Origin of the sequence: Methylomonas rapida (assembly GCF_024360925.2) — a bacterium.
Taxonomy (GTDB): domain Bacteria; phylum Pseudomonadota; class Gammaproteobacteria; order Methylococcales; family Methylomonadaceae; genus Methylomonas; species Methylomonas rapida.
Map to the genome: position 1 here is coordinate 3,761,857 of NZ_CP113517.1, position 23,107 is coordinate 3,784,963.

Below are 23,107 nucleotides of genomic sequence, written 5' to 3' on the forward strand. Positions count from 1 at the left end.
GCTCACACCGCCAGCAGGGTGAATTCGAAGCGTTGACCGTCGAACAAGCCCTGGTCGCTGAGCTTCAGCTCCGGTATGACCAACAAGGCCATGAACGACAGAGTCATGAACGGCGCCCGCAACGGCGAGCCCATCTGTTTGGCCAGCTGGTCCAACTCGGCATAGCGATTTGCCACGCCGTCGCCGGCGGCATCGCTCATCAAACCCGCGATCGGCAACGGCAAGCTATGGATTTGATCGTCACAGACACAGGCGATACCGCCTTGGCTGGCGATGACGCTGTTTACCGCCCGGCAAACCGAATCGGCATCGCAGCCGACCGCGATGAGGTTGTGGGAATCGTGGGCGACGCTGGAAGCCAAGGCACCCTGGCGCAAGCCAAAGCCATTGATGAAAGCGACGGCCGGCTGGGCCGGTTGGTAACGGTTCACGACCACCAGCCAGAGCAGGTCTCTTTCCAGATCGGGTACGATGCAGCCGTCGCGGACTTTGGGCGCCAGCTGCAATTGCCGGGTCAGCAATTCGCCGTCCAGAGCCTGGATGACTCGAATCGGCTGACCGGAATCAGCAATTTGCAAATCGGCTGCTTGCACGGGACGGGCATTGAAGCAGTTGATGATTTGCGGCTTGCTCGATGGCAATAGCGATAGGCCATATTCTGCGACCAAGCGGCCTCTTATCCAGGTTTTGACTGGCTTGAGTGTGGTCAAATTGGCCAGCAGCACCGCGTCCATGCTATCGCCAGCCCGCAGTTGCCCGACCGGCAAATCATAATGATCAATCGGATTCAGGCAGGCGCATTGAAGTACGTCGAATACATCATGGCCGTGCGCAAGCGCGCGGGCCACCAATTGGTTGATGTGGCCGGCCTGCAAGTCGTCCGGATGCTTGTCGTCGCTGCACAGCATCACTTGGTCGGGATAGCGCCCGATCAAGGGATGCAAGGCTTCGAAATTGCGCGCGGCCGAGCCTTCGCGGATCAAAATCTTCATGCCGCAGGCCAATTTGGCTTCGGCTTCCTGCAAGCTGCTGCATTCGTGGTCTGTCGTGATGCCGGCTGCAGCATAACGCGCAGCCTCTTCCCCACTCAAACCGGGCGCGTGGCCGTCGATCGGCAAGCCGAAGCGGCGCGCCAAAGCCAGTTTGGCCAGCACCTCGGGGTCGCCATTCAGTACGCCGGGATAATTCATCATCTCCGACAAATAGCGGATTTGGCCACCTTCGAATAGCGCCTGGATTTGGTTGACATCCAACGTGGCGCCGGCGGTTTCGAACGGCGTGGCCGGCACGCAGGACGGCGCGCCGAAAAAGAACTTGAACGGGGTATCGCTGGCATCGTTCTGCATGAATTCGATGCCGGCGACGCCGAGCACATTGGCGATTTCGTGCGGATCGGAAACGCAAGCCACCGTCCCATGGCGGACTGCCAAGCGGGCGAATTCGCTCGGCGTCAGCATCGAGCTTTCGATATGCACATGGGCGTCGATGAAGCCTGGAATCAAATACGGCAGGCTGGGATCGGCCGGGCCGAGTTCGTTGATGACTGTTATGTTGCCGTCGCGCCAAGCCACTTCGGCGCGCGCAATGCGCCGTGCCTGGATTTGCACGACATTGGCTAGCAATGAACCGCTGGAGGAAGCGGGCGCTGAATTCGTTTCCGGCATGGTGCTAATCCGTTAGTGGTTATTTTTATGGATCGAGTATAGCCCAGCACGGAGGATAGCGGGTTTTATCAATGATGGGTTCTGTTACGGCGCCAACTCGCGTTAAAATAGCAGGCCGCTTAGGCGACATCATTTTCTTTGCTCGAAACAACTATCAGCATGACGCTGGTTAAAACAAAAAGTCTTTCATAGAGCCAACTAGGTCAATAAACACATGGCATTGTACGTTTTTAAATTCGGCGGCACGTCCGTCGGTTCGGTCGAGCGCATTAAAGCCGTCGCCGAGAAAGTCAAAAAGGCCCACGAGGCGGGCGATCAGATCGTGGTGGTGGTTTCGGCGATGAGTGGCGAGACCAATCGCCTGGTGGCGCTGGCCAAGGAGATGCAGCCGCAGCCGACCGACCGCGAGCTGGACGTATTGCTGTCCACCGGCGAGCAGGTCACCATCGCCTTGTTGGCCATGGCGCTGCATAACCTCGGCGTAGAAGCACGTTCCTATACCGGCGCCCAGGTGCGCATTTTGACCGACAGCGCCCATACCAAGGCCCGCATTCGCGAGATCGACGAAGCCAAGATGCGCGCCGATTTGAATGCCGGCCGGGTCGTCGTCGTGGCGGGTTTTCAGGGTGTCGATGAACATGGCAATATCACGACTTTGGGCCGCGGTGGTTCCGATACCACAGGCGTTGCGCTGGCCGCGGCGTTGAAGGCCGACGAGTGCCATATCTATACCGACGTCGACGGCGTCTACACCACCGATCCGCGCGTGGTGCCCAAAGCCCGCCGCCTCGATCGCATCACCTTCGAGGAAATGCTGGAAATGGCCAGCCTGGGTTCCAAGGTCTTGCAGATCCGCTCGGTCGAATTCGCCGGCAAATACAATGTCAAATTGCGCGTGTTGTCTTCGTTCATGGAAGGCAACGGCACCCTTATTACCTACGAGGAATCAGAAATGGAAAAAGCGTTAATTTCGGGCATCGCCTTCAACCGCGACGAGGCGAAACTGACCGTGACCGGCGTTGCCGACCTGCCCGGCGTGGCGTCGAAAATCCTGGGGCCGATCGCCGCCGAAAACATCGAAGTGGACATGATCGTGCAAAACATTTCCGCGCACGGCACCACCGATTTTACCTTTACCGTCAATCGCAACGACTTCACTCGCGCTAAAAACGTGCTGGAAGGCCTGTGCGCCGGCTTGGGCGACAACACCACAGTCATCGGCGACGACAGCATCGTCAAGGTGTCCATCGTCGGCGTCGGCATGCGCTCGCATGCGGGTATCGCCAGCACCATGTTCAAGGTATTGGCCGACGAAGGCATCAATATTCAGATGATTTCCACCTCCGAAATCAAGATTTCTGTGGTCATCGACGAGAAATACCTGGAGTTAGCCGTGCGCGCCTTGCACAAAGCCTTTGGCTTGGATCAGGAATAAGTTTCGACTCAAAAAATCAAGCCTCGGCAATCGGTTTTTGCCGAGGCTTTTTTTACAGGCTGGTCAAAGTTTTTGCTCGCCTAATAAAAAGTAATCGAGCGAATCGGCTTGAGCTTGTACGCGATCAAACAGCCGTTGCGCGTTGTGCAGCGCCTGTTCGGCGATAAAGCCAAACCATGCATTTTTGTCCGCATCGGATTGCGCGTTGGCGAGGGCTTGGCAATAGGCCGCACGGCCGACATCGTCGTCGTTGATGCTGAGCAAGGGATAACCTTCTTCCAACAAAATCAGATTCATCGCCAGCCTGGCGCAAAGGCCGTTGGCCGTCGGGAAAGGTTGCAAAGTTTCCAGGCGCAGCAGGATTTCGGCGGCGAAAACGATAGGATGTAAAAAAGCCCCCTCCAAGCGCGTCCAACGCATAAAGTCAGCCATTAATCCTGCCAAGTCTTCTGGTGGCGTGGCCGCTTGACCATTGGCCAGCGTAGCCGCCTGGGTACGATAACTGCCAGCTTGCTGCCGGTTTAACGCTTTCGATAATAGCGCATGCAGTTGCTTCAGCAATTCTTCGGATAACAAAGCATGTTCGCCGGCTTGTTCGCGTATGAACTGTATGGCTTGATAATGGTTTAGCGCCGCCAGGTTTTCCGCCATCGACTTGCCCGGCAGCATCAGGCCCGTGCGTATCACCAGTTCCGTTTCTCTTAGGCTCAACGAACTGCCTTCCAGATGGTTGCTGTGGTAAGTATTTTCGATCGCCTGAGCTTGCAGCCAGGCTTGCTCTTGCAAGCGGCTGTGCCATTGCAGTTCGGCTTTCAATAAGTCGATTTCGCTGAACAGCAATTCCAGATTGTCGATTTGCGCCATCTAAGCTCTCCTGATTCATCTTAAAAACGGCAGTAAGTCCACGAAAATCACGAAATACACGAAAGAAATCGTTGCGTTATGAAGCTTATCGATTATCGATTCACCTGTTCGGAGCTGCTATTAGTGCGATAACTGTTTGAAACTTTTCGTAATTTTCGCGTGCTTCGTGGACCAAATGATTTTTCTAGGCTCATCGCTCAATGCGGCATCGTCACACCGCGCAGTTCGTAAAATTCGCGTACGAACTCATCGAATTTGCCTGCTTCGATCGCATCGCGCATGCCTTGCATCAGTTCCAGATAATAGTGCAGGTTATGAATCGTATTGAGCCTAGAACCCAGCATTTCCTTGCATTTGTCCAAGTGCTTCAGATAAGACCTGGAATAATTGCGGCAGGTATAACAGCTGCAATCTTCGTCCAGCGGCCGGGTATCGAACTGGTATTGATTGTTTCTGATCTTGATGACGCCGTAACGGGTGAACAAATGGCCGTTGCGGGCGTTTCGGGTCGGCATCACGCAGTCGAACATGTCCACGCCGCGTCTGACCGCTTCGACCAAATCCTCCGGCGTGCCGACGCCCATCAGGTAGCGCGGTTTGTCGGTCGGCATGGCGGGCATGATCGCATCCAGGGTTTCCAGCATTTCGTGCTTGGGTTCGCCGACCGACAGGCCGCCGATCGCGTAGCCGTCAAAACCGATTTGAGTCAAGCCGTTGATCGATTCGCGCCGCAGTTCCGGATACATGCCGCCTTGCACGATGCCGAACAGTGCCGAATCGTTACCTTCATGCGCGCGTTTGCTGCGTTCGGCCCAGCGCAGCGATAAACGCATCGAATCGGCGGCCTGCTGGTAGGTGGCGGGATAAGGCGTGCATTCGTCGAAAATCATCACGATGTCCGAACCCAAATCGCGCTGCACCTGCATCGATTCCTCCGGCCCCATGAAAATCTTGCTGCCGTTGACCGGTGATTTGAAGGTCACGCCCTGTTCGCTGATCTTGCGCAAGGCGCCCAGGCTGAACACCTGAAAGCCACCGGAATCGGTCAGAATCGGTTTTTGCCAGCGCATGAAATCGTGCAGATCGCCGTGCGCCTTCATGACCTCCATGCCGGGCCGCAGCATCAAATGAAAGGTGTTGCCGAGGATGATTTGCGCGCCCAAGGCATCCAGGTCTTCCGGCGTCAGCGACTTGACCGCGCCGTAAGTACCGACCGGCATGAAAATGGGCGTTTCGATCACGCCGCGAGATAAGGTCAATTGGCCGCGGCGGGCCTGGCCGTCTTGGGTTTTGAGTTGGAATTGCATTAATAAACGGATGGAATGAGGTTGACCGGGAGTTAGATGTCCATCAGCAGCATCGGAATGCCGTAAGTCATCACGAAATAACCGAAGGCATATATCACGCTGACGCTAACCGGATAGGCAAAAAAGCGGCGAAAAATATAACTGACGATGGCGATATACCAGGTAACCAGAAACACCGCGCCACCAATGGCGATCTCCTCGCGGTACGGATAGTGCTTCATGACCAGCCACAAATCCAAAATTTCCGCCAACACCGCCAAGGTCATGATGAAGTTTTCACAGACGAAAATAGAGGTATAGAGCCGGCTGTAGTATTCCCATTTCTTTTCCAGCAACAGCAACAGCGCCACCGTGGTGAACGCCATGATGGTACGCCCGGTCACTTCCAGCGTGCCGTCGGCCGGATCGGCGATCAGGCCTTCGACGATACAGCCGGAAATGAAATAAAACGTCACGTTTTTCCACATGAACGATTTCGGCGGCACCAGTTCGGTAGGGTCTTTGATGAACCAGCAACTGGACAAATAGGCGAGCAATAGTTTCATGGTCGGGTATTTACTCAGTGAAAACAGGGGATTGGTCGGTTAAACAAACCGGCCATTATAATTGAGCCGAAAGGCGATGCGTTGAATTCTGTTTGGACGAAACAGAAAAGTTTCGGCGAGTCGCGCAAGTTGTAGGGTACGCATTGCATACCAAATAAAGGCTTATTCGCCCCCATCGACCGATTCGAACCGCTCCGCCAGATCCGCGCCCTAATGCGAAGGATAATGCCCCGCGCGAACGAAGCGATGAAAATTCATGTTGCGAATTGTGGAGGTGTTTAAATCAGTCGGCAATTCAGCGTAGGGTACGCATTGCGTACCAATTTAAGGCCGACCCGGTGCGCAAAGCAGAAGGTACGCGGTGCGTATCTACATGGCTTTTGGATGACCACGCCGCTCTGGTTCCCACGGTCCTCCGTGGGAACCCGTACTGCGTGTTGAAGGCTGGTATGCATTCCCACGCAGGAGCGTGGGAACGAGAAAACGTAAAAAAGTAAGAGCCGCCCGGTACATAGCAACGCCGATAATTCGCCATCGCAAACCCCGTTTGCAGAAATTCATGTTGCGAATTGTGGACGTATTTAAATCAGTCGGCAATTCAGTGTAGGGTACGCATCGTGTACCAATCGAAGGCCGAGCCGGTGCGCAAAGCAGAAGGTACGCGGTGCGTACCCTACATGGCTTTTGGATGACCACGCCGCCCTGGTTCCCACGGTCTTCCGCTCATCGTTATACACATCTCTGTGCGACAACCTGCTGAGCTTCCAATGCAATGACAAAATCGCGCAAACGCTGCAGTCCGATCCACATGGCTTTGGCACCCGGCGGCCCGTCATGCTTGCGTCCGAGATAACCGCCCAAGCTCGCCACCAAGAGAATCACTTCGCCCAAGCGAGGTGGCGTAAGCGGCGGCGGGCAAAGCTTAACCACAATGTAAGCAGCCCGCCACTCCTGTGGATCGAAGATAATTTCACAATCCATGTCCGGCGTAGTCCGTCCCAACATCAGCGTGAACAATACCCGCCAGGCAATAACCATGTACAACGCTAAACAAGGTAGCAGTCGGTCCTCGGTTTCCAGATGCAGTCGCTTAATCTGGCATCCGCTCTTGAGCACATGGAAGTACACTTCAATGCACCACCGCACGGCGTACCACATGACGATCGTTGCCGCCTGTTCGAAACAATCGATCGGCAAGCTAGTCAACAATAGCCATTCCAAACGTTCCACGCCAGACGGTGGTGCATCTTCGCGTGCCAGCACCGCATTGATGGTGAGTTCCGGTAGCCGATACCCTATCCGCTTAGGCGGTTTGAGGGTCACTGTAATGGCGCGTAACGTGATATGCGCCAGTCGCGCCGTGCGGTTCGGTCGCGGTTTGACGTTCACCTCAGAGTAACCCAATACAGGAGCTTGCTCCACGGCGGCCCACAGGCATTTCGTACCGTTCTCCGGCGAAGCCAACACTCGGTTTTGCGCCGCACGTACGATCCATTGAGCCCGTACCGCAGGTGCGTAGTCATGGTATTCGGCAAACCACTCGTAAATATCGCCCTCCCTGTCGGCAAGATTGATCAGCAGGGTGTCCGGCATTTGCGCCTGTAAAGCGCAACTGTCCTGGTAACTTTCCAGCCAATGGCGACTCTCTTTTTCGTCTACGCCTTTGTGAAGTCGTTCACTCCTTTGGCTTGGGATCTCTCGAGGCCAATACGATGCTTTCACGACACCCAAACAAATACGCGATGGCGTAAAGGCAACTGTCGGATGCAGGCGGCGCAAGTGTTTCTCCACGTCTTTCACTGTGCCAAGTCCCTTCGGCCCCAAGCAAATATTCTTATCGTCCTCGGTGGTGTCCTGTGCCAGCAGCACGATTGGGCTGCTCTTCATGCGCTCGATCGTGGCATCTCGATGCGGCGCCAGTATCTTCTCGAATGTCGTCTTAGCGTTATTGAAGAAGCGATAGGCTCCCATCGTCTCCTTCCAGCCTCCGCAGGCCGCCGGAATACTGAGTTGTGGATGCTCGCCCAATTGCTCCAATAGCAAGGCCAATCTCTTGTTTAGACGTTGATCTTCCAAATTGGCAGTTTGCACTTCTTCTTCGGCCCAGTTGCTCATCGCCTTTCTCCTGTTTCTGTGTCTCCTTGTAGTTTAGTCTTTGAGGGACTTGTGTATAACGATGAGCGGCGGACCGTGGGAACCAGGAAAATTAGATATGCAGGCAAATTTGCCCGATTTACCGGCTAATATCAAAATATTAGGCATATTTGCCTGCTAATCAATGGTTATGCGTTATCAACAATCGCTTTCTTTGCGTCTAAAATTTGCTCATCTGTAAGGTGTTCAAATTCTCCAATACCAAGTGTTTTCCTGCACGCTTGCCCAATTGGAGATTTTGCGCCCTGGTGGTGATACAAAATCCAAGTCAGTAGCCTTCTGATATGCCGCAATTCATTCTCGGCTTCTTCATTACCATATGTTGCTTCGTCTAATGCTGTCAGCATTGTTCAGCTCCCGCCGCATAACACGGCACTAAAGGCGACACCCGGAAGCATCGCGGTATTGTTTAATTTAGTCGGCGGCGCGCCTTAGTTCGGCGTTATGCGGCACATTTCCAGTTCCGCCGCATTTGTGGCACGATTCGCTCTCTAAACCGTACAAACGCAAATCGGCATAGTCTGTTTTGACTTCACCGCTCCCGGCACATGCCAGGCATTTCCGCATAACCACACGTTGCACCGGAACAGCTAAAGCTAAGTCGTTTTCGGTGTCGCCGTCTTCGTTAAAATTTATTTCACTCATATCGTTCTCCAGTTAATCCGCTGTCCGGTAAACTCTGCGCGTTAGGCGGCTCATTCTGGTTCGTCTTGTTGTAATCAAGTTGTGCCTTATAGGCACAACGCGCCAACAACAATACCGCCTCAGCTAATCCAACAACCTCTAACCTATCTTCTTCATTATCGCTTTGCGATAGCCTTATCAATTGTTCTGCGGTTTTCTTCATTGCCCAAAAATGAAGCATCACATTTATTTCATTGTTATCATCCACGCTTTGTAAATAACCGTCGCGTTTACCTTCTGCGTGCCCAGTGTAAAAACCGTGGCCCCATTGTTTACTACTCAAATTTTTCTCCAATAAAAACGCATAACCAGTCAGTCAACCCGACCGCTATCGCGGCGGGTTACTTTTTGCGTTATACGTCAAAATCATTTTCGTGAAATAATTCGATCGTTTCTTTTGATTTACTATTCGCAGTCAATTTTATGTACCACCATCCGGACGCAACAGAATTTTCACGATCAACAAATCCAACCCGCCCAGGATATTTGGGTTTTCCGAGACGATCCTGGTCTCGCCGTATCGTAACAATCTGTCCAGGCCGTATAACTCGGCGCTCAACCGGAGCGCGGAAGCAAGGTTCATTCATTTCTCAGTCTCCTGGGCCGCGCCCGGTTAGCTTTGCGTTATGCGGAATCTAATATTTGCTTAATTCTGCTAATGAACTGCTCTTTTGTTTCATGATGCGATGTACAAACATGTGTAATTTGTTCCAGTTTGTCAGTGGCAAAATCTATATCTAAACCAACTTGCTTCGGGTCTGGCTGTTCTGTATCGGCTCCTCGGCGCCATTCATTGAAATAGCGCAGCCTCATAACCACACGTTGCACCGGAACATCTGAAGCTGCGCGGTTTTCAGAGTCTTTGTCTTCGTCAAAATTCGTTTCACTCATGAATCTCTCCAGTTAATCCGCTGTCCGGTAAACTCTGCGCGTTATAAGTGGTTATAATAACCATCATGAACAGCAAGCAACTGATTAAGCAACTGGAACAAGACGGCTGGTATCTGGCGCGGGTCAAAGGCTCACACCACCAATTCAAGCACCCCACCAAACCCGGTTTGGTCACCGTCAAGCATCCAGACAGCGACATTCCAAAACCCACGTTGCACAGTATTTACCGGCAAGCCGGTTGGCGTTAATTGCATAGGAGAAGCACCCATGAAATTTACCGTTGTTTTGCATACTGATGATGGTCATCATTACGGGGTCATCGTGCCTGATCTTCCCGGCTGTTTTTCCGCCGGTGACGGCATCGATGAGGCGCTGTCATCCGTCATAGAAGCCATTGACCTGCATGTTGAAACATTGCTGGAAGACGGCGGCGATATTCCGGCACGTTTGCCCATCGATGCGCACAAAGACAATCCTGATTTTGCCGGCGGTATTTGGGCGGTCGTTGACGCGCCCATTGAAAAATACTTTGGCCCGGCGGAAAAAATCAACATTACCTTACCCAAGCTGTTACTGGCCAAGATCGATAGCTATGCTAAGGCGCATGGCGCTACCCGCTCAGGGTTTCTGGCCGATGCGGCGCGCTCTGCCATGCGGTAAGTGGTAGGGTACGCACGGCGTACCCTACAATTGGGCATTATCAGCGCCGGATAACGCCATTTGCTTTCGCTTGGCGTTGCTGCGGCTGGTTTTGCCGCCTTCCGCGCAATTGGGCGGCGGCAATAGATTGGATTCGGGGGCCGCCTCCAGGTGGTCTTTCAGCATTTGAAAGGGGATTCTGACGCTGCCGTCTGATACGAGCTTGCCAATCAGCTTACCCTGGCGCCGCAGTTTTTGAATGGTCGATACGGACACGTCTAGCAGCTTGGCGGCGGTTTCTTCGCTGACTGCCAGGGGTTCACAGGTAATAATCTCTTTCATGGGTTATTGTCCGTCGTTGAGAGGGTCAACCAAGTGTTTGGCCGCGCGATCGATGTCAGCGCGGTCGGCGTTGTATAACAGTTCGTACAGCCGGCGCATTCTGCCAGTGCGCCTATGGCGGGCGCGGCGGAATACTTCGCGCCAGTCGCCACCCAGTTCCATGGCCGTGCAGGCTTCGAGCAGGCGGTTATGCAGCTCGTGGATCTGGGTGTCGGTGAGTTTAGGCAGTTGTTTGGTTAGGCTCATCGTGTGCCTCCGCTTCAATTTCATCCGCCCATTCCGCCACCAAGCCAGCCGCGCCGGACAATTCGCGTCCATGCTGGCTGTATAGCGGGTTGAATCCGCCGTAGAAGTCCATTGCCGTTGCGATCTCGAGCATGTCGTCCTGGAGCAGGCGCAATTTATGGGCGATTTGTTGTTTTGTCATCGCGTTACACCGGTTTGCAGCAACTCAAAGGCTTTGCTGACGTACTTGGCTTGATGTATTGCGTCTGACAGGGCGTCGTGTTGGGTGCCGTCGAACGGGGTTTCTTTTTTGGCATCTATGCCGGTGATACGCTTGGCGATGTCTACCAACGTGCGGGTGTCGCGTTCTTGCCAATAGTGCCATGGGGTCGTTAGCCCGTGGCGTTCGTATGCGCTGCGCAATATAACCAAATCGAAACTAGCGCCGTTGCTCCAGATGTTATGCGCCATTCTTGACCAAGCCGAAAGTCTGTTCAATGCTTCGGCCAGGTAAATTTTTTCGCCATCCAGCAGTCTTGCCTGCGCTTCTTTTGGCTGTTTTAGCCACCACTCGACGGTATCCGCACTAATGTGGCCAAACCACGTCACATCTTCCATGTTGATTTTGGTTTGATAGCTTTGGCCTATTTTCCCAGTGGTAATGTCGAACAGGCAGAGTCCGATACTCAATATCGCCGCATCGTGCCGCGTACTCAGGGTTTCTAAATCGATCATGATGTCGTTCATGTTTAATCCTGTTGGAGGGTTTTGTCTTCGATAAACGTGTCGCAACCGCCTTGGTCATCAATCATGGTGCTGACGTAAGACAAGGCTTCGATGGGATCGAATTTGATGGTGATAAATCGCTGGCATTGGCGTTTGCGCGGGCAATGCATGCCGTAACAGCGGGTGATGTCGTTGGGGAGTGGTGTCATGTTGTGCATCACGCGACGTCCGTCGGCAAAAAGGATTCTGCGCGGTTGATCCATCCTGACAAAAACACGCGCTGGGTAGGATCTGCTTTGACCAAGCCCTCATAGAAAATCACTCTTCGGCGGACCAAGACTTTGATCAGCTCATTGCCCATGTGTTGGGCGGCTGCCGAGGCTGCGGCGGCGGTTTTGGGGCCGATGCGGCCGTCCGCTTTGCCGCAGGCGTAGCCGTGGCAATTCAGCGCGTCTTGCAAAATTTTGATGCCGCGCTTGCCGCTGTTGACCACCATGTCAAAGACGATGGGGCGGATCAGTTCGGGCAGGTCATCGATGCCGTGTTTGATGTAGTACTGGCTGTAATAGATGTCTCTGGCGGTTTGTTTGCTGAGCTTTTTAACGTCGGCTACGGTCGCTTCGCGTGCAAGCCAGTGCGTCAACGTCTTTTGGGTGATGCCCATGTTGGTGGGGCCGCCGCGGTCGGCGGAATGATTCACAAAGCCACCCTCGCGCTTGAGGATTTGCTCGATTTCGTGGTGGATGTTAAAGCTCATGCCGCCTCCAGTTTTTCCAGATCCATCCTGATGCCAAACAACAGCGACTTGACGTCGCCCGGCAGCAGGTCGTTGTTTTCCATCCGTTCCAGCAATTGCAGCTTTTCGGCCTTGCGCTCGATCATGGGTCCGGCGATGGCGTGGATTTTGTTGACCAGGGCGATGATGGCCGCGTCGATTTCATAGGCGGGATCGAGCAGCAGCGATTGCCCGGCGGGGGCGGTTTCCTGTTGCAGTGTTTCCAGCATGGCCGGGGGATAGGTTTTGATCGGCAGTTCCGCGGGCGGCTCGATGACGGCATTGTCATCGGCGGCTGGGTCATCGGCGTCATCGTGAAGAACCGAATAAGCCGCGCGGCCTTGCGGTGTTATGGTCCAACGGCAGCCGTCCATGCCTTGGCGGGCGCCTTTGCTGACGTGGCCAGCATTGAGCATGGCGTTGAGTGATCTGCTGATTTTTTCAGCGTCGTTGTTGCTCAGTTCCTGCGGTATTTTTTCCAGCAGTTGTGAGCGAAACAGGCCAATGGGCGATTCTGAAAGCTTGCGTGCGATGGCGCTTTGTAAATTATCTGCCATTTTTTTTCCTCTTCTGATAGTCGGCAACGGCTTGTTTTTTGATTTCCAAGCCGCATATCTGTGTTTCTCTCGTTCCCGCGCTCCGGCGTGGGAATGCATATCGGTCTTCCGCGTCGCATGGATTCCCACGGCGGACCGCTCATCGTTATACACAAGTCCCTCAAAGACTAAACTACAAGGAGACACAGAAACAGGAGAAAGGCGATGAGCAACTGGGCCGAAGAAGAAGTGCAAACTGCCAATTTGGAAGATCAACGTCTAAACAAGAGATTGGCCTTGCTATTGGAGCAATTGGGCGAGCATCCACAACTCAGTATTCCGGCGGCCTGCGGAGGCTGGAAGGAGACGATGGGAGCCTATCGCTTCTTCAATAACGCTAAGACGACATTCGAGAAGATACTGGCGCCGCATCGAGATGCCACGATCGAGCGCATGAAGAGCAGCCCAATCGTGCTGCTGGCACAGGACACCACCGAGGACGATAAGAATATTTGCTTGGGGCCGAAGGGACTTGGCACAGTGAAAGACGTGGAGAAACACTTGCGCCGCCTGCATCCGACAGTTGCCTTTACGCCATCGCGTATTTGTTTGGGTGTCGTGAAAGCATCGTATTGGCCTCGAGAGATCCCAAGCCAAAGGAGTGAACGACTTCACAAAGGCGTAGACGAAAAAGAGAGTCGCCATTGGCTGGAAAGTTACCAGGACAGTTGCGCTTTACAGGCGCAAATGCCGGACACCCTGCTGATCAATCTTGCCGACAGGGAGGGCGATATTTACGAGTGGTTTGCCGAATACCATGACTACGCACCTGCGGTACGGGCTCAATGGATCGTACGTGCGGCGCAAAACCGAGTGTTGGCTTCGCCGGAGAACGGTACGAAATGCCTGTGGGCCGCCGTGGAGCAAGCTCCTGTATTGGGTTACTCTGAGGTGAACGTCAAACCGCGACCGAACCGCACGGCGCGACTGGCGCATATCACGTTACGCGCCATTACAGTGACCCTCAAACCGCCTAAGCGGATAGGGTATCGGCTACCGGAACTCACCATCAATGCGGTGCTGGCACGCGAAGATGCACCACCGTCTGGCGTGGAACGTTTGGAATGGCTATTGTTGACTAGCTTGCCGATCGATTGTTTCGAACAGGCGGCAACGATCGTCATGTGGTACGCCGTGCGGTGGTGCATTGAAGTGTACTTCCATGTGCTCAAGAGCGGATGCCAGATTAAGCGACTGCATCTGGAAACCGAGGACCGACTGCTACCTTGTTTAGCGTTGTACATGGTTATTGCCTGGCGGGTATTGTTCACGCTGATGTTGGGACGGACTACGCCGGACATGGATTGTGAAATTATCTTCGATCCACAGGAGTGGCGGGCTGCTTACATTGTGGTTAAGCTTTGCCCGCCGCCGCTTACGCCACCTCGCTTGGGCGAAGTGATTCTCTTGGTGGCGAGCTTGGGCGGTTATCTCGGACGCAAGCATGACGGGCCGCCGGGTGCCAAAGCCATGTGGATCGGACTGCAGCGTTTGCGCGATTTTGTCATTGCATTGGAAGCTCAGCAGGTTGTCGCACAGAGATGTGTATAACGATGAGCGGTCTTCCGTGGGAACCCGTACTGCGTGTTGGAGGCTGGTATGCATTCCCACGCAGGAGCGCGGGAACGAGAAAAAAATTTGTTAATAGCCGCTTCGGGGTATTTGTACGGATGCCCCGATGAGTTTTCCGTTGCACTCGTCCGTTATTCGCGTAACGCGGTTGAGCGCAACGGTTTCTCACAAAACTATAGTGCCTAACGTTGAGTTAGGCGTTTGCATAGGACAAAAGATGATTAATATTTGTAATAGCAAGATTTCTAAGACGCTTTCTTTCTACAACGTCACCGCCGGAGTATTTTTCAAGAAATGGAAAAGGATGTTTTTTCATATCTTCGTGGTATGCGTACTTGTGCCAAGCCTCCAAGAATGCCTTGCGGTTGAAGCCAAGAAACCTACTGAACTCCAGCACAGCGGACTCGTGAGCGGGGAAGGAAGCCATAAGGATGTCGTAAGTGGCATTGACAGAGTTAGATTCGGAGTTTCTCAGGTCGGACAAAGTTAGATCAAAGGCAGCTCGGAAGGTAGCGGCGGCGTTGGCTTGCCTAGTTTTAAAGTTGTTACGCCACACAAAATACGCGCCGATACAAGCAAGAATGAGAAGCGCAATGAAGTATTCGAGAGTCAAATGTTTATCCTTCTTGGGTTTATATTTGCGGTACTAATACCACTGTTTAGCAATTACAATCAAAACGCAGCACGAAAGCCTAACACCCGCAGCACGCGCGGCTTTGTAGTGAAGGCGTAGCCGCAACGGAAAAGACGTCGCTGTGACTGCGATTGTTGGGCACTATTTTCCACCCGCCAAATCAATAAAGGTGCCTGTTGTATATGATGCTTCTTCGGATAGCAGCCAAAGGATTGCATTTGCCACTTCGATTGGCTGCCCGCCTCTCTTCATCGGCAAAGATTCTTTTATACGATCCACCCGCCCCGGCTCCCCACCATCAGCATGCATATCAGTATAAATAAATGCAGGGCGTACAGCGTTAACCCGAATTCCTTCTTCTGCAACCTCTCGGGACAAGCCTATAGTGAGCGTGTCAACCGCGCCTTTTGATGCTGCATAATCAACATATTCTCCCGCCGAGCCGAGTCTTGATGCGGCCGATGATACATTTACGATTGCTCCGCCATACCCGCCATGTTTTGTAGACATGCGCCTCACTGCCTCTCTCGCACACAGAAACGAGCCGAACACGTTCGCCGCAAAAATCCGATGAAGTCGCACTTCATCAATATCTTCGACTCTTATTTGCTTCTCAAGAATACCGGCGTTATTAACTAGCGCTGATACTTGCCCGAGTTCCTGATCTACGGTCTTGAATAGATCTTTTACATCCGACTCCCGCGAAACATCTGCCGCTACTGCAATCGCCTTACCTCCGGCTGACTTGATCTGATCGACAACGGCGTCAGCCGCTGTCTTATTCTTGTGATAGTTAATGCAAACGTCATATCCGCGTGCTGCCGCAAGAAGTGCGGTTTCCGCACCAATCCCGCGACTGCCACCAGTAACAACTAATACTTTACTCATGAAGAAGCATTGTCTCCCGATTCAGATGCCTAACAAGTAATTAAATGGTTCTGTATATCATCCCAAACTAACGGATATACAGGGCGACTTTAGCACAACACCCAACAAAAAAGGCCGGTTTCCCGGCCTTTTCCAAATCAAAACAACTTACTTCAACAACCCTTGCAACAAGCCAACCAGTGTTGAGTAAAGTATTTTTTGACGAAGCCCCAACGTTTCGAGTAATCGCAATCGCCCGGCGGCAGCGTCCAAATCGCGTGCAGATGATCCGGCAACAACACCAGCGCATCGACCGAGAACGGCCATTGTTGTTGGCAAGCCCGAATCGCCGAGCGTAGCAAATCCCGAGCGGCATCATTTGCCAAAATCAGCGCCCGCCGTTCCGTCACCAACGTAAAAAAGTAAGAGCCGCCCGGCACATAACAACGCCGATAATTTGCCATCGCATCACACGATTAAAAAAACAAAGTTTGAATTGTGGACGGATTTAATCCGGTCGCCAATTCCAAGGGTACGCATTGCGTACCATTTGGAGGTTGTCCCGGTGGTAAAAGCCAAAAGGTACGCGGTGCGTACCTACGGGGCTGCACATTGCTTGATATATTTCCCAAATACTTTCTGGAAACTGACTACTTTTTCAAGCATCCATAAATGATATTGTTCCCAGCTTTCCTGATTGGATAGATTGCCTTTGCTGATAAGCTTGATTCTGCTTGCTTTTTTTTCTGGCAATTCTTCCCACACCAATTGCTCCGCTAAGTCGCTTTCTATCTTTTCTTTCTGTTCGCGCAGGGCTGAAAACAGTTGCTTGGCATCAGGTATGTATATTTCACATGCCATTTGCTCTGACTGGCTATTGATAGTTAATGCAATGTGTGCATTTGAGAAGCCAAAGCTTATATCGTACCAATGCTGGGGATAAGCTTTACGTAATTTGATTTTTCCGTTTTTGTCCTGAACAAATTCTTTAAATTTTGTCCAGAATTCTAGTTGCAATAATTTGGTGTCAGAGAGTTCGCTCTGGGTAGTTGCTTTTTTTACTGCCTTTGCCCAATCATTCGGTTTGGCAATAACTTGAAATTTTGGCGCATATGGCGAGTTAGCAATCTTCCAGACTTCCATTTGAATTGCAAAAATATTAATGTTGGAGTCTGTATGCTCATTAAGCCAATCCACTGCTTGCTTATGTTCATCGCGCACACTTTTGACAATCCAGACAATGATTTCAGCATCAAAACCAGACGCGTAGGTAATGATTTTACCCAAGTGGTCATGATCGGTTGATTCGAGCTGATTTTCGATCACAATTTTTCTGCCCGTATTTTCTTCTTCAGCCAATATATCTACATTGAAGTTTCCGACGCTGGCTTCGGTCTGAATAAGTGCAATATCTATCCCGATTTCATCGCTCAACAGCTCAAGATTCTCTGGTTTGGCAAGCCAATTAGTAAAGTCCAGCGCTTCATGCTTCCAAACCTCTCTCAAATCGACTTTTTCAAGCTTCGATAATTGCACAGATTCTCCTTTTGATCGCTAACAAGTAATTGAGAAGATCTATATATCACCCAAGATGACATGATATACAAATCCAAATATAACAAAAAAGGCCGGTTTCCCGGCCTTTTCCAAATCAAAACAACTTACTTCAACAACCCTTGCAACAAGCCATTCAACTTGTGCACGAACGCTGCCGGGTCGTCCAGTTGGCCGCCTTCGCTGAGGATGGCCTGGTCGAACAGGATGTGGCTGATGTCGGCGAAACGGGCATCGTCTTGCTCGTTTTTCAGGGCCTTGACGATGGCGTGCTCCGGGTTGATCTCGAAGATCGGCTTGCTGCCGCCCATGCCCATCATGCTCATGGCGTGGCCTGCTTCCTTCATGATGCGCTCCATGTGCAGGCTCATGTCGTAGGCACCGGTGACCAGACAGGCGGGCGAGTCGGTCAGACGATGGCTGATTTTCACTTCGCTGACTTTGTCTTTCAGCACGTCCTGGATTTGTTTGACGACCGATTCGAAGTCTTTGCTGACTTCTTCCTGATGTTTTTTCTCTTCTTCGCTGTCGAATTTGTCCAGGTCCAGTTCGCCTTTGGCGATCGATTGCATGTGCTTGCCGTCGAACTCGGTCAGGCTGGACACCAGCCATTCGTCGATGCGGTCGGTCAGCAATAACACTTCCAGGCCTTTTTTGCGGAACACCTCCAGATGTGGGCTGTTTTTGGCCGCCGCATAGCTGTCGGCGGTGATGAAGTAGATTTTGTCCTGGCCTTCCTTCATGCGGCTGACGTAGTCGGCCAGCGACACGTTTTGGGTTTTGTCGTCAGTGTGTGTGGATGAGAAACGCAACAGGTTGGCGATGCGGTCTTTGTTTTTGTGGTCTTCTATCGGACCTTCCTTGATGACGTTGCCGAACTGTTCCCAGAATTTTTGGTATTTTTCGGCGTCGTTCTCGGCCATGTCTTCCAGCATGCCCAGCACTTTTTTCACCGCGCCGGATTTGATCGCGCTGATTTGCTTGCTTTGTTGCAGGATTTCCCGTGATACGTTCAGCGGCAAGCTGTCGGCATCGACGATACCGCGCACGAAGCGCAGGTAGCGCGGCATCAGTTGTTCGGCGTCGTCGGTGATGAAGACTTTCTTGATGTACAGCTTGACGCCGTGTTTGGCGTCGCGGTCCCACAAATCAAACGGCGCCCGACCAGGAACGTACAGCAGCAGGGTGTATTCGTTGGTGCCTTCGACCTTGCTGTGGACGTGAACTAGCGGGTCCTGGAAGTCGTGGGCGACGTGTTTGTAAAACTCGTTGTATTGTTCTGCGCTGATGTCGTCCTTGGATTTTGTCCACAAGGCCGAGGCGCTGTTGACGGTTTCGTCTTCGACACGGGCCGGCGCGGTTTCATTGCCGTCGTCGTCCTTCTCGGCCGGGATTTCCTTGCTCATGATGATGGGCAAAGAGATGTGGTCGGAGTATTTCTTGATGATGGAACGTAGCTTCCAGCTGCTCAGGAAATCGTCTTCGCCTTCTTTCAGATGCAGCACGATTTCGGTGCCGCGACCAGCTTTTTCGACGGTTTCGATGCTGTATTCGCCCAGGCCGTCGGATTCCCAGCGCACGCCCTGGTCATGCGGCGCGCCGGCCTTGCGGGTCGTCAGCGTGACTTTGTCGGCGACGATGAACGACGAGTAAAAACCGACGCCAAACTGGCCGATCAGCTCGCTGTCCTTGGCTTGGTCGCCGGTCAATTTTTCGAAGAATTGCTTGGTGCCGGATTTGGCGATGGTGCCGATATGATCCTGCACTTCCTCGCGGCTCATGCCGATGCCGTTATCGGTGATGGTGATGGTTTTTTTGGCTTCGTCGAAATCGACGCGGATTTTCAATTCGCTGTCGCCTTCGTACAGGCTGTCGTTGGCCAGCGCTTCGAAGCGCAGTTTGTCGGCGGCGTCGGAGGCGTTGGAAATCAATTCGCGCAGGAAGATTTCCTTGTTGCTGTATAGCGAGTGAATCATCAAATGCAACAGATGCTTCACTTCGGTTTGAAAGCCTAAGGTTTCTTTTTTTGCTTCAACAGTCATGTGTGGTCTCTTGAAAGTTAAAAATCGGACTGCTGCGATTTGGGGATAGCACTGGCGTTTTTCAAGGCCACATTTAAAAAAGCCGATGGATTACACGATTCCCGCTCTGCCCGTAAACAAATCTGACCCATTCTCTGAAATAGCTAACCTGCCCTAGGAGAATCGCCGCGATTTCAATGCAAAAATCATTCATACTATTGGGCAATAGTTCGCGTTTGGTTGAATCAGTAGACTATGGCGCAATCTTGTTTCAAAAGGAGAAAAACAAAGATGAAAACCAAGTCCATAACGGCATTGCTTTTTGCGATGAGCTGCGCAAGTAGTTCGGCATTTGCTTACACGACGGATATCGCGGACGCCACCCGAACCTTTACCTTTGATTCGACCAGTTTCTTTTCCGGTAGCGACAATGACGCCGATACACTGTTGTCTTACGGCAAAGGCAACATCACCGGTAATGTCAAAAACGGCAAAGGCAATGTTCCAGCAGGCTGGCAGGTGACGGTTGACGGCAGTCAGAGCACATATAGCACCAACGTATTTTCCGTGTCTTCGCTAGGCGCCAGCTCCGGCACGTTTTCATTGAGCAGTAATGTTTGGGATATCTATTCAAGAATTGCGATCGGTTTCAAGGTAGGCAGCAACAAATCAATAGATTGGGCGATATTCGAATTGGAACAATTTGCGCAATCCGGCATTTGGTCCACCGGCCCCAAACAAGGCGGCGGATTGTCACATTACATGGTCTACACAATCCCCAATTCGCCTGTGCCACCCAGCCAAGTACCACTGCCTGGCGCCGCCTGGCTATTTTTGACCGGCATCCTGGGCTTGATGGCTCGCAAAAAATCAGGACTCAAGGCGAGCTAAATTAACCTAGAAAAATCATTTGGCCCACGAAACACACGAAAATCACGAAAAATTTCAAACAGTTATCCCCCAAAGATACGCGCCGGCCAGGTGAGCCGATAACCGATAAGGACCGATAAGCTTCATAACGCAATGATTTCTTTCGTGCTTTTCGTGGACTTACTACCGGTTTTAGGATTAACGCGCTCCGCCATCGACAACCATCCAATAATCTGGCGCCAATATCGATATTGATCGAATTTGGCGCCAGGCATGCACATGCACCACCCGCCAATTCTGCTGGCCAATTAGCTTTCTGACGATCCGTTATTCAATGCCAATGGTCGGCACCAGCCCTTTCGGCAACAGTGAAATTATCCTGGTTATGAGTGGAATTGAGATTATGCGGCGTGTCCTGCAGGGTCAGCGCCGAATAGCTGAATACTGTTTCAGACCTTGCGTCTGACTTCCATGACATTGGGCAATTGACTGATGCGCCCAAGCACGAAACTCAATTGCGCGGTGTTTTCAATCTGAATTTGCATGGTCAAGGTGGCTGAATGGTCGGCATGGGTTTTCAACGAGGCATCGGTGATTTGTACCTTGGCATAGTGCAATAGCTGGGAAACCTCGATCAACAGGTTCTGCCCACTCAATGCCTCGATCACGATAGGCACATTGTGATGCGCTTTATGCACGCCGCTCCATTCGGCTTTGAGCAAATGCGTCTGTTGTTGCGGCGTCAAATGCTGGATGTTTTCGCAATCGATTCTATGGATGGTAATGCCCCGCTTATGCGAAACATAACCGATGATCTCGTCGCCTTTCACCGGGGAACAACAATGCGCCAGCGTGGTGACGACGTTATCCATGTCCTCCACGGTGACCACGGAATTTGGACTGGCTTTGGAAGGCGACAATTTAAAGGATACCGGCGCCAGTTCGGGAATTTTCAAGGCACTCGCCAATTGCCGGCTATTGATATCCCCCCGCCCCAGAGCCTGGTGGAAATGTTCCGCATCGGGCATCTTGAAATGCTTCAGCAATTCGGCCAGATCGACCTGCTTGAGCCCCAGGCGCCTGCTTTCCTTGTCCAATAAATTTTTGCCGGCGGCGATGTTTTCGCTGAGTTCCTGTTGCTTGAACCAGTTTTTGACTTTGCCGATCGCGCGCGGAGTTTTCAGATAACCCAGGTTTGGATCGAGCCAATTTCGGCTGGGCTGACCGTTTTTGACCGTAATGATTTCCACTTGCTCGCCGGATTTGAGCTCGTAAGTCAAGGGTTTGATCTGCCCATTGACCTTGGCGCCCCGGCAGCTGTGGCCGACTTCGGTATGAATCGCATAGGCAAAATCCAAGGGCGTCGCACCCTTGATCAAATCGACCAGCTTGCCGGTCGGCGTCAAGACGAACACCCGGTCCGAAAACAGCTCGGTATGAAAGCTTTCCAGCAGAGTGTCTCCGCTACGCTCTTCCAAAAGCATACGCAACGAGGTGATGTTTTTTTCCGAAGCCGCACTGTGCCTGCCGCCTTCTTTATAGCGCCAATGCGCGGCAACCCCGAGTTCGGCAAACTCATGCATCGCGCGGGTACGAATCTGTATTTCGATACGGTTGCCTTGCTTATCGACCACCACGGTATGCAAAGACTGGTAACCGTTTTCCTTGGGGTTGGCGATGTAATCGTCGAATTCCTTGGGGATATATTGCCACTGACTGTGCGCCAATCCCAATACGGTATAACACGCCGCCAAATCGTCGACGATCACACGCACGGCCAGTAAATCGTAAAGCTCTTCGATCGGCAGTTGTTTGCGGCGCATTTTGCACCAAATACTGTAAATATGTTTGGGCCGCCCGTAGACCTTGGCGCGTATCGCATGCACATCCAGTGCCTGGCGCAACTCACTCAGAAAAGTGTTTATACAGGTTTCGCGTTGCACGCGTGTATCGGCCAATGCCTTGGCAATGGCGCGATAACGTTCCGGTTCCAGATAGCGAAACGCCAGGTCTTCCAACTCCCATTTGAATTGACTGATACCCAGCCGATTGGCCAATGGCGCATAAATATCCAGTGTCTCGCGCGCGATAAAGCGTCGAATATCCTCTTTCTCCTGGCTCAACCCGCGCAAGCGCTGGATGCGATACGCAAGCTTGATCAGTACCGACCTCACGTCATGCGTCATCGCCAGCAGCATGCGTCGCAGTATTTCCGATTGGTCGGGCTGTTTCGCCATTTCCAGCTGATAAATACCGACGGTATTCAACCAGCGCACATCCTTGACCAAGGACGCCACCTCCGAACCGAATCGTGTCTTGATGCCAGCTTCGTCCAAGTAACCTTCCAGCCTGGAATCGCTGAGCACGGCTGCCAAGATGGAGTCCAAATCGATGTGAACGGCGGTCAGAATGCAGGCAACATCAATGCCGTGGGGCCGTTTGCTCTTGGAAATCGACGACGGCTGGGCCGCGGCTTGCCTGACCAACGCCAAGGCCTCATCAACCAACGCCCGGTCGGATTCAGAGAGCTCGGGGAATAATGATTTGACATCAACAGAGTGTTTATCCATCCCAACATTGTAAAACAGGAAGCGGAAGAATGGCTGTTATCGGCTCAAGAAGCCCGCAACAAAAGAGAAACACGCCACAAAAAAGGATAAGGCCTGAAAGCCTCCCTTGAAAGTATCCTAGGAAAAGACTGTGGCCCACGAGTAGTCCTAAAAACATCGGCAGTCCACGAAA

General features: G+C 52.3%; 28 protein-coding genes. 5 read left to right on the forward strand and 23 right to left on the reverse strand.

Features of this window, described 5'->3' with window-relative positions:
* Positions 1–2: 2 nt before the first annotated feature.
* Positions 3–1,664, reverse strand: coding sequence for an adenine deaminase (ade, locus tag NM686_RS17695; RefSeq protein WP_255189177.1), 1,662 nt, complete (start codon positions 1,662–1,664; stop codon positions 3–5).
* A 214-nt stretch (positions 1,665–1,878) separates the two neighbouring features.
* Between ade and NM686_RS17700 the strand changes: the two genes are divergently transcribed.
* The gene (locus NM686_RS17700) at positions 1,879–3,099 is read left to right on the forward strand and encodes an aspartate kinase (protein ID WP_255189178.1); all 1,221 of its coding nucleotides are present in this window, start codon (positions 1,879–1,881) and stop codon (positions 3,097–3,099) included.
* Between the two features lie 63 nt (positions 3,100–3,162).
* Here NM686_RS17700 and NM686_RS17705 read toward each other — a convergent pair whose 3' ends face one another.
* The 9 genes from NM686_RS17705 to NM686_RS17745 all read right to left on the reverse strand — a co-directional run bounded on the left by NM686_RS17705 (position 3,163) and on the right by NM686_RS17745 (position 9,544).
* Positions 3,163–3,963, reverse strand: coding sequence for a Fic family protein (locus tag NM686_RS17705; RefSeq protein ID WP_255189179.1), 801 nt, complete (start codon positions 3,961–3,963; stop codon positions 3,163–3,165).
* Positions 3,964–4,160: 197 nt separating this feature from the next.
* A complete protein-coding gene (gene tgt / locus NM686_RS17710; RefSeq protein WP_255189180.1) occupies positions 4,161–5,270 on the reverse strand; it encodes a tRNA guanosine(34) transglycosylase Tgt in 1,110 nt (369 codons plus the stop codon).
* A gap of 32 nt (positions 5,271–5,302) precedes the next feature.
* Positions 5,303–5,815, reverse strand: coding sequence for a hypothetical protein (locus NM686_RS17715; protein WP_255189181.1), 513 nt, complete (start codon positions 5,813–5,815; stop codon positions 5,303–5,305).
* 729 nt (positions 5,816–6,544) lie between these two features.
* Entirely contained in the window at positions 6,545–7,930 is a 1,386-nt protein-coding gene (locus NM686_RS17720) for an IS4 family transposase (protein WP_255187523.1), read from the reverse strand.
* A 167-nt stretch (positions 7,931–8,097) separates the two neighbouring features.
* Positions 8,098–8,316, reverse strand: a complete 219-nt coding sequence (locus NM686_RS17725; RefSeq protein WP_255187821.1) for a hypothetical protein — start codon at positions 8,314–8,316, stop codon at positions 8,098–8,100.
* A 67-nt stretch (positions 8,317–8,383) separates the two neighbouring features.
* Positions 8,384–8,614, reverse strand: a complete 231-nt coding sequence (locus NM686_RS17730) for a hypothetical protein (RefSeq protein WP_255187822.1) — start codon at positions 8,612–8,614, stop codon at positions 8,384–8,386.
* Positions 8,607–8,936 carry a hypothetical protein gene (locus tag NM686_RS17735; protein ID WP_255187823.1) on the reverse strand — a complete coding sequence of 110 codons (330 nt, stop codon included), beginning with the start codon at positions 8,934–8,936 and terminating at the stop codon, positions 8,607–8,609. The genes NM686_RS17730 and NM686_RS17735 overlap by 8 nt, the downstream gene beginning before the upstream one ends.
* Before the next feature lie 138 nt (positions 8,937–9,074).
* On the reverse strand, positions 9,075–9,236 hold the full coding sequence (locus NM686_RS17740; RefSeq protein ID WP_255187824.1) for a hypothetical protein: 162 nt from the start codon (positions 9,234–9,236) through the stop codon (positions 9,075–9,077).
* A gap of 41 nt (positions 9,237–9,277) precedes the next feature.
* Complete coding sequence (locus tag NM686_RS17745; RefSeq protein ID WP_255187825.1) at positions 9,278–9,544, reverse strand: hypothetical protein; 267 nt, start codon at positions 9,542–9,544, stop codon at positions 9,278–9,280.
* A gap of 65 nt (positions 9,545–9,609) precedes the next feature.
* Here NM686_RS17745 and NM686_RS17750 point away from each other — a divergent pair, with 65 nt between their 5' ends.
* Together NM686_RS17750 and NM686_RS17755 are read left to right on the forward strand one after the other, a co-directional pair.
* Positions 9,610–9,792, forward strand: a complete 183-nt coding sequence (locus NM686_RS17750) for a type II toxin-antitoxin system HicA family toxin (RefSeq protein WP_255188596.1) — start codon at positions 9,610–9,612, stop codon at positions 9,790–9,792.
* Between the two features lie 19 nt (positions 9,793–9,811).
* Entirely contained in the window at positions 9,812–10,204 is a 393-nt protein-coding gene (locus NM686_RS17755; protein ID WP_255187826.1) for a type II toxin-antitoxin system HicB family antitoxin, read from the forward strand.
* Between the two features lie 24 nt (positions 10,205–10,228).
* Here the strand turns inward: NM686_RS17755 and NM686_RS17760 are convergent, their stop codons facing one another.
* The 7 genes from NM686_RS17760 to NM686_RS17790 are packed head-to-tail and all read right to left on the reverse strand — an operon-like array spanning position 10,229 to position 12,808.
* The gene (locus tag NM686_RS17760) at positions 10,229–10,525 is read right to left on the reverse strand and encodes a helix-turn-helix domain-containing protein (protein ID WP_255187827.1); all 297 of its coding nucleotides are present in this window, start codon (positions 10,523–10,525) and stop codon (positions 10,229–10,231) included.
* 3 nt (positions 10,526–10,528) lie between these two features.
* Positions 10,529–10,771, reverse strand: coding sequence for a hypothetical protein (locus NM686_RS17765; RefSeq protein WP_255189182.1), 243 nt, complete (start codon positions 10,769–10,771; stop codon positions 10,529–10,531).
* Positions 10,746–10,952: a hypothetical protein gene (locus NM686_RS17770; protein WP_255187829.1), complete on the reverse strand. Its 207-nt coding sequence runs from the start codon at positions 10,950–10,952 to the stop codon at positions 10,746–10,748. The genes NM686_RS17765 and NM686_RS17770 overlap by 26 nt, the downstream gene beginning before the upstream one ends.
* Complete coding sequence (locus tag NM686_RS17775; RefSeq protein ID WP_255187830.1) at positions 10,949–11,497, reverse strand: 3'-5' exonuclease; 549 nt, start codon at positions 11,495–11,497, stop codon at positions 10,949–10,951. The genes NM686_RS17770 and NM686_RS17775 overlap by 4 nt, the downstream gene beginning before the upstream one ends.
* 2 nt (positions 11,498–11,499) lie before the next feature.
* The gene (locus tag NM686_RS17780; RefSeq protein ID WP_255189183.1) at positions 11,500–11,685 is read right to left on the reverse strand and encodes a hypothetical protein; all 186 of its coding nucleotides are present in this window, start codon (positions 11,683–11,685) and stop codon (positions 11,500–11,502) included.
* An 8-nt stretch (positions 11,686–11,693) separates the two neighbouring features.
* Complete coding sequence (locus NM686_RS17785) at positions 11,694–12,233, reverse strand: glycoside hydrolase family 108 protein (protein ID WP_255189184.1); 540 nt, start codon at positions 12,231–12,233, stop codon at positions 11,694–11,696.
* Positions 12,230–12,808 (reverse strand): hypothetical protein, encoded by a 579-nt coding sequence (locus tag NM686_RS17790; protein ID WP_255187833.1) that lies wholly within the window; start codon positions 12,806–12,808, stop codon positions 12,230–12,232. The genes NM686_RS17785 and NM686_RS17790 overlap by 4 nt, the downstream gene beginning before the upstream one ends.
* 204 nt (positions 12,809–13,012) lie before the next feature.
* Here NM686_RS17790 and NM686_RS17795 point away from each other — a divergent pair, with 204 nt between their 5' ends.
* Entirely contained in the window at positions 13,013–14,398 is a 1,386-nt protein-coding gene (locus NM686_RS17795; RefSeq protein ID WP_255187523.1) for an IS4 family transposase, read from the forward strand.
* Positions 14,399–14,612: 214 nt separating this feature from the next.
* On the opposite strand, the gene NM686_RS17800 is transcribed toward NM686_RS17795, so the two are convergent.
* The 5 genes from NM686_RS17800 to htpG form a co-directional block, all read right to left on the reverse strand.
* Positions 14,613–15,032 carry a hypothetical protein gene (locus NM686_RS17800; protein WP_255189185.1) on the reverse strand — a complete coding sequence of 140 codons (420 nt, stop codon included), beginning with the start codon at positions 15,030–15,032 and terminating at the stop codon, positions 14,613–14,615.
* A gap of 162 nt (positions 15,033–15,194) precedes the next feature.
* Positions 15,195–15,941 (reverse strand): SDR family oxidoreductase, encoded by a 747-nt coding sequence (locus NM686_RS17805; RefSeq protein WP_255189186.1) that lies wholly within the window; start codon positions 15,939–15,941, stop codon positions 15,195–15,197.
* A gap of 152 nt (positions 15,942–16,093) precedes the next feature.
* Positions 16,094–16,384: an REP-associated tyrosine transposase gene (locus NM686_RS17810; protein WP_255189187.1), complete on the reverse strand. Its 291-nt coding sequence runs from the start codon at positions 16,382–16,384 to the stop codon at positions 16,094–16,096.
* Positions 16,385–16,517: 133 nt separating this feature from the next.
* Positions 16,518–17,456 carry a DUF4268 domain-containing protein gene (locus NM686_RS17815; protein WP_255189188.1) on the reverse strand — a complete coding sequence of 313 codons (939 nt, stop codon included), beginning with the start codon at positions 17,454–17,456 and terminating at the stop codon, positions 16,518–16,520.
* A 125-nt stretch (positions 17,457–17,581) separates the two neighbouring features.
* Positions 17,582–19,516 carry a molecular chaperone HtpG gene (gene htpG / locus NM686_RS17820; RefSeq protein WP_255189189.1) on the reverse strand — a complete coding sequence of 645 codons (1,935 nt, stop codon included), beginning with the start codon at positions 19,514–19,516 and terminating at the stop codon, positions 17,582–17,584.
* Between the two features lie 270 nt (positions 19,517–19,786).
* Here htpG and NM686_RS17825 point away from each other — a divergent pair, with 270 nt between their 5' ends.
* A complete protein-coding gene (locus tag NM686_RS17825; protein ID WP_255189190.1) occupies positions 19,787–20,386 on the forward strand; it encodes a VPLPA-CTERM sorting domain-containing protein in 600 nt (199 codons plus the stop codon).
* Positions 20,387–20,814: 428 nt separating this feature from the next.
* Here NM686_RS17825 and NM686_RS17830 read toward each other — a convergent pair whose 3' ends face one another.
* Complete coding sequence (locus tag NM686_RS17830) at positions 20,815–22,935, reverse strand: RelA/SpoT family protein (protein WP_255189191.1); 2,121 nt, start codon at positions 22,933–22,935, stop codon at positions 20,815–20,817.
* Positions 22,936–23,107: the final 172 nt, after the last annotated feature.